7 protein-coding genes and 1 pseudogene are annotated in these 6,173 nt (G+C 34.9%); all 8 read left to right on the top strand.

Going from position 1 to position 6,173, the window contains the following annotated elements; genetic code table 11:
* Window positions 1–772, top strand: a 772-nt coding sequence (locus ACH2CG_RS03900) for a glutamate synthase-related protein (protein WP_395062391.1), incomplete at its 5' end; no start/stop codon positions are given.
* Window positions 773–989: 217 nt separating this feature from the next.
* Complete coding sequence (locus ACH2CG_RS03895; RefSeq protein ID WP_395062389.1) at window positions 990–1,412, top strand: acyl-CoA thioesterase; 423 nt, start codon at window positions 990–992, stop codon at window positions 1,410–1,412.
* Window positions 1,409–1,765: a hypothetical protein gene (locus ACH2CG_RS03890; RefSeq protein WP_395062387.1), complete on the top strand. Its 357-nt coding sequence runs from the start codon at window positions 1,409–1,411 to the stop codon at window positions 1,763–1,765. Before ACH2CG_RS03895 ends, ACH2CG_RS03890 begins: the two co-directional genes overlap by 4 nt.
* Before the next feature lie 48 nt (window positions 1,766–1,813).
* Window positions 1,814–2,794 (top strand): carbon-nitrogen hydrolase family protein, encoded by a 981-nt coding sequence (locus tag ACH2CG_RS03885; protein WP_395062385.1) that lies wholly within the window; start codon window positions 1,814–1,816, stop codon window positions 2,792–2,794.
* A 258-nt stretch (window positions 2,795–3,052) separates the two neighbouring features.
* Window positions 3,053–3,496 carry an IS200/IS605 family transposase gene (gene tnpA, locus ACH2CG_RS03880; protein WP_395062383.1) on the top strand — a complete coding sequence of 148 codons (444 nt, stop codon included), beginning with the start codon at window positions 3,053–3,055 and terminating at the stop codon, window positions 3,494–3,496.
* A 79-nt stretch (window positions 3,497–3,575) separates the two neighbouring features.
* Entirely contained in the window at window positions 3,576–4,685 is a 1,110-nt protein-coding gene (locus tag ACH2CG_RS03875) for a cupin domain-containing protein (protein ID WP_395062381.1), read from the top strand.
* A 153-nt stretch (window positions 4,686–4,838) separates the two neighbouring features.
* A complete protein-coding gene (locus ACH2CG_RS03870) occupies window positions 4,839–5,747 on the top strand; it encodes a fumarylacetoacetate hydrolase family protein (RefSeq protein ID WP_395062379.1) in 909 nt (302 codons plus the stop codon).
* 61 nt (window positions 5,748–5,808) lie between these two features.
* Window positions 5,809–6,173 (top strand): annotated as a pseudogene (locus ACH2CG_RS03865) (Asp/Glu racemase); the annotation flags it as partial.

Below are 6,173 nucleotides of genomic sequence, written 5' to 3'. Positions count from 1 at the left end.
TCACGATATTATTTCACCGCCAACGCATTCGGCATTTACCAATCCGTTAGAATTAATGGAATTTGTGAAATTATTGCGAAACGGTTCAGGCGGAAAACCCATCGGAATGAAAATCTGCATCGGAAACAAATCTGAATTTCTATCCATTTGTAAAGCTATGGTTGCTACCAAAACCTATCTCGATTTCATCACTGTCGATGGTGGCGAAGGCGGAACTGGCGCAGCACCACAAGAATATTCAGACCATGTTGGAATGCCTTTACGCGACGCAGTTGCCTTTGTTTACGATGCCTTAAACGGTTTTGCAATCAAAGACCAAATCAAAATAATCTGTAGCGGAAAAGTAATTACAGGTTTCGACATTATCAGAAATCTTTCACTTGGAGCCGATTTATGCAATTCAGCACGCGGAATGATGTTTGCCTTGGGTTGCATTCAAGCCTTAGAATGTCACGCAAATACTTGTCCTACTGGAGTTGCAACGCAAGATCCAAGATTAACAAAAGGTTTGGTTCCCGAAGAAAAAAGTATTCGTGTGGCACGTTTCCAACACGAAACTGTAAAATCTGCAATGGATTTAATGGCATCAGCCGGAATCGATCATCCAGACAAAGTCGATCGTTCTGTGGTAAGTACACGCGTAAATTTAAGCAAAACACAAACATTTGAAGAAACCTATCCAGAGATAAAAACCGGCTCATTACTAGACGGAAGCACCGTTTCCAATGATCTTTTTAAAGCTTGGAAACGCGCAAGCGTAGAACATTTTTAATTTTTTTTTAGGAGCTATTTCCAGCTATCCGTTGCAATCTTTTCTTTTTTAAAGAAAAAAAAGAAAAGGATTTCCACTACTATCTGGGCTAAACTTATCAGCAATGTTAAGTGATTAATTAAAAAATTAGTAAAAGTCAGTAAAATCTGAGGATTAGAAAGACAACAGTAATAATTTGTGCAAATTCGAGTAATTCGTGGCTAAAAAAATAAAAAAAATGAACCAACCCTTTATAAAACAAGAAAAAATTCGTTTCCAGCATGTAGATTACGCCGGAATTGTATTCTATCCAAGATTTCTAGAAATGCTAAATTGTCTAGTCGAAGATTGGTTTGAAGAAGCACTCGACCGACCATTTTCTAAAATGCACGAAACCAACGGAATTCCAACTGTAGATTTAAAAGTCCAGTTCAAAAAAGCAGCACGATTAGGAGAAATCCTAACCAAAAAACTATGGGTTAAAAATCTTGGCTCTGCTTCCATCCTATGCGGATTTAAATTCGAAGACGAACAAGGAAAAACCTGTCTTGAAGGCGAAGTAACATTAGTAAACATTGCCTTTCAAGAAAACAAAAACGACATAAAAGCGGAACCTTTTAATGTGGAGATGAAAAATAAGATTTCTAAATTTATACAATGAGAAGAAAATTAAAATATCTCTTATTATGTGGTTTAACTTTTAATTCTTGTGAAACAAAAGAAAACAGTTTGAATGAAATTGATTTAAAGAATGTAAGTAGAATAACTATTTTGAAAGGTTATCCTGAAGAAGTAATTGTAGTTGATACAACAATTTCAAAAGAAATTTTATTAGATATTATAAAAGTAAAAGAAGTTCAAGGTCCAATTAAATACCAAAAAAAGTACAGATTTATAATTCAATATAAATCAGGAATTAATGATACTATTCCCACCAATGGAACTATCTTTAGGTTGAAAAATAAATATTATAAATCAAAAGAAGATTTAGTATTAAAATATAAAATCCATTAAAATCCGCGTTTGTAAATCCGTTTCATCCACGTCCAAAAAAAATAAACAATGAACTTTCCAAAATTCAAAGCAGCTGCAGTACAAACATCACCAGTTTTTCTAAACGTAGAAAAAACTATTGACAAAGTAATCTCTTTCATAAAAGAAGCCACATCCAATGGCGCAAATCTTGTTGCTTTTCCAGAAGTATTTGTTGCTGGTTATCCTTATTGGAATTGGATCATGACGCCAGTTCAAGGAAGTAAATGGTATGAAGAATTATATAAATCCTCAGTAAAAGTTACAGACGAATCAATGAAACCGTTATTTCAAGCGGCTAAAGAATTCAATTGCCACATCGTCATCGGAATAAATGAACGCGGCGATAGTTACGGCGAAATTTACAACACCAATTTAATAATCGATAACAACGGAAATCTAATTGGAAAACATCGAAAATTAGTTCCAACTTGGGCAGAAAAACTAACTTGGACTTCTGGCGACGGTTCATCTTTAAAAGTGTACGATACAGAAATTGGTCCAATTGGAACTTTAGCTTGTGGTGAAAACACTAACACATTAGCAAGATTCACACTACTTTCTCAAGGCGAATTAATTCATATTGCCAACTACATTTCACTTCCGGTTGCTCCACCAGATTACGATATGGCAGAAGCAATTAAAATTCGAGCTGCAGCACATTCATTTGAAGGAAAATTATTTACAATAGTTTCGTGTTCTACAATTTCGCAAGAAATAAAAGATGCCTTGCGAAATGATGTTCCCAATGTAGACGAATTATTAACACGTAAAAATTCTGCTTTCTCGGGAATTATTGGTCCGAATGGCGCAGTTGTTGGCGAACCATTAATAGATGACGAAGGAATTGTTTACGCTGATATCGATTTGCAGAAATGCATCCAACCAAAACAAATGCACGACATTCTCGGACATTACAATAGATTTGATATTTTTGACTTACGAGTAAACATTGCTCCCACTCGAAAAATCACCTTTATTGATAATCATGAAGAGTTTAATAAGAGATAAAATTTTGGCTAAAGCCAATCATACTATTTTCTAATCCTTTGGCTAAAGCCAAAGGCAATTAATGAACAAAATTAAAAAGTAAGTCAAATAAAAATAAATTAAATAATATTATTTCTAAAAATCAATTGCCACAGGTTTTATAATAATTGTCACAGGTTTTATCATCAATTGCCACAGGTTTTATAATAATTGTCACAGGTTTTATAATCAATTGCCACAGGTTTTAACCTGTGGATTAAAAAATAAAAATAAAAATATATGCCATTTGTAAAAGTTTATATTCATTTTGTTTGGAGTACAAAAAATAGAGTTCCTCATCTTGAAACATTAGAAATGAGAAAAGCCATGTGGAAACATATTAAAGAAAATGCAGACAAGAAAGGCATTTTTGTAGACTTTGTAAATGGATATAATGATCATTGTCATTGTTTAGTATCATTAGGAACAGAGCAAACAATTAGCAAAGTCATGCAATTAATAAAAGGCGAATCGGCATTTTGGTTCAACAAGCAAAAGTTTATCTTAGATAAATTTCAATGGCAAGATGAATATTTTGCAGTATCAGTTTCAGAATCAGTTATTGAAAAAGTAAGGAATTATATAAAAAATCAAGAAGGTCATCATAATAAAAAATCTTTTCAAGATGAATATGAGGAATTGATTGATAAATTTGGGTTTCAAAAATTTAATGATGCAGAATAGCTCAATAGCAATGGATTTTAACCCATTGTAAATAAATAATGAACAAAACGATTGGCTTTAGCCAAAAAGACAATAAAAAATGGAAACAAATAATTTTTCAGACGATCAAATAGGAAGAGCACGAGTTCACGACACACCCGAACTCGAAGCCTACTACAAAGAATTAGAAACCCTTGGAGCTGGCGCATTATGGACAGTTGCCAACGACATCGAGCCTTGGGAACCAAGAAGTTCATCCGTTCCAATGCTTTGGAAATACTATGATTTGCGCGAATTAGTACTAAAATCATCCGAATTAGTTACGCCAGAACAAGCAGGAAGACGCGTTGTTTATCTAGTAAACGATAATCGAAAAGACGTTTCAGCAGCTGTAGGTTGGTTGTACACAGGAATTCAAGTTACACGTCCAGGCGAAAGTACATCAGCGCACAAGCATAAAGCGTCGGCATTGCGATTTATTATGGAAGGCGAAGGCGGATATACCGTTGTTGACGGAAACAAAATCACGTTTGAAGTCAACGATTTCGTGATTACACCTAATTCCACTTGGCACGAGCATGGCGTTGATGCAAACGGAAAAACATGCATTTGGCAAGACGGATTGGATATTCCTTTGGTAAATGCGCTTGAAGCAAATGATTATGCCGTTTATAATGGCAAACAAAATTTAGATTTTCCAGTAAATTATTCTCCAATTACTTATGGAACTTCTGGATTTATTCCAGCCGATAAAGTTTGGGACAAACCCTATTCTCCTTTATTCAAATATACTTGGAAAACCGTTTATCCAGCGTTGTTGGAAGCCGTAAAAGTGAATGAAATCAATCCGTTTGACGGAATTTTAATGCAGTATTCCAATCCTTTAACTGGCGGACATGTAATGCAAACTATGAGCGCATCAATGCAATTATTACCAGCCAATTTCAAAGGAAAAGCACACAAACACACAGGTTCATTCGTTTATCAATGCGCCAAAGGTCACGGTTATTCCATCATCAACGGAAAACGATTTGACTGGAAAGAACGTGATATTTTCTGTGTTCCATCTTGGGCTTGGCACGAACATCACAATTTATCCGAAACTGAAGATGCCTGTTTGTTTTCATTTAATGATTTACCAGTAATTGAAAAATTAGGATTATATCAGTCTCGAGAATTGGAAGAAAATAACGGAAATCAGATTATTTAGAAGCGAATGGCTTGGGCATTTTAGTAATCCATTTTCCTGCTGCTTTTCCAAAACTCGCCAAAAAAGGCGAGGTTTTTCCCTAACATCAGGGCTATTTAAAAAAACATTTGAACAAAATAAACAATTTTTAAACAACATTAAACTTTATACAAATTGAAACTTTTAACCTACAAAACACAAGACACCGAAGCAAGATTAGGCTTCATCCACAACAATCAAGTAATTGATATGGAAGATTTTGGAGAAATCTCCAATTTTCCGTTACCAAATGATATGCTGGAATTAATTGATCTGGGATTTGAAATCATTGTAGAAATCACCGAAATAATTTCAGAAACCTCAAAAGAATTCTTCGACGAAGTTGCTTATGAAATGAACGAAGTAACCATCCTTGCTCCTATAGAAAAACCAAGAAAAAACATCATCGGAATTGGATTGAATTATACCGAACACGTTGCAGAAAGTGCAAGAACATTAGACACAACCGGAAAATTACCACAGAAACCAATCATATTTTCAAAACCACCAACAACCGTTACAGCAACAAATACCGAAATTATCAAAAACACCAAACTAACCGAACAATTGGATTGGGAAGTGGAATTGGCAGTTGTAATTGGTAAAAAAGGAAAATACGTTGCTAAGGAAGATGCCATGAATTACGTTTTTGGTTACACTGTAATCAACGATATTTCAGCGCGTGATTGCCGTCGTGAAGGTCAATGGATTGTGTCAAAAGGTCAAGATACCTTTGCACCGATGGGACCAATTTTAGTTACCAAAGACGAAATCGAAAATCCGCACAACCTGAATTTATCACTGAAAGTAAATGGAGTTGAAAAACAAAATTCAAATACCAAATTTCTACTTTTCAACATCAATGATTTGATTGAAGATTTAAGTATGATTTTTACCATAGAACCAGGCGATATTATAGCAACTGGAACACCATCTGGCGTTGGTGCAGGAAGAAATCCGCAGGAATGGATGTGCGATGGTGATGTTGTGGAAGCTACTATAGAAGGAATTGGGACTATTGTGAATACGGTTAAGGAAATATAAAAAATCAGTTTTTAATCCGCGTTAGAATATCCGTTTTATCTGCGTCCAAAAAAAATATAAAATGAAAAAATACAAAATAGGACAAATAGTACCATCAAGTAACGTAACGATGGAAACCGAAATACCAGCAATCTTTCGTTCACGCGAAACTATTCTGCCAGAACGTTTTACATTTCATTCTAGTAGAATGCGAATGAAAAAAGTAACTAAAGAAGAACTAGAAGCCATGGACGCCATGAGTTTGAAATGTGCTCAAGAACTTTCTGACGCACATGTTGACGTTATGGGCTATGCTTGTTTGGTTGCCATTATGAGTATGGGAAGAGGTTATCACTGCGTATCGGAAGTAAATTTACATCAGGAAACTATAGCCAACGACTTTCCTACTCCAATTGTAACTTCTGCTGGAGCATTAATTAACGGATT

Source organism: Flavobacterium sp., assembly GCF_043778725.1.
In the GTDB taxonomy this organism is placed as follows: Bacteria; Bacteroidota; Bacteroidia; order Flavobacteriales; family Flavobacteriaceae; genus Flavobacterium.
This window is presented reverse-complemented; position numbering and strand designations above follow the sequence as displayed.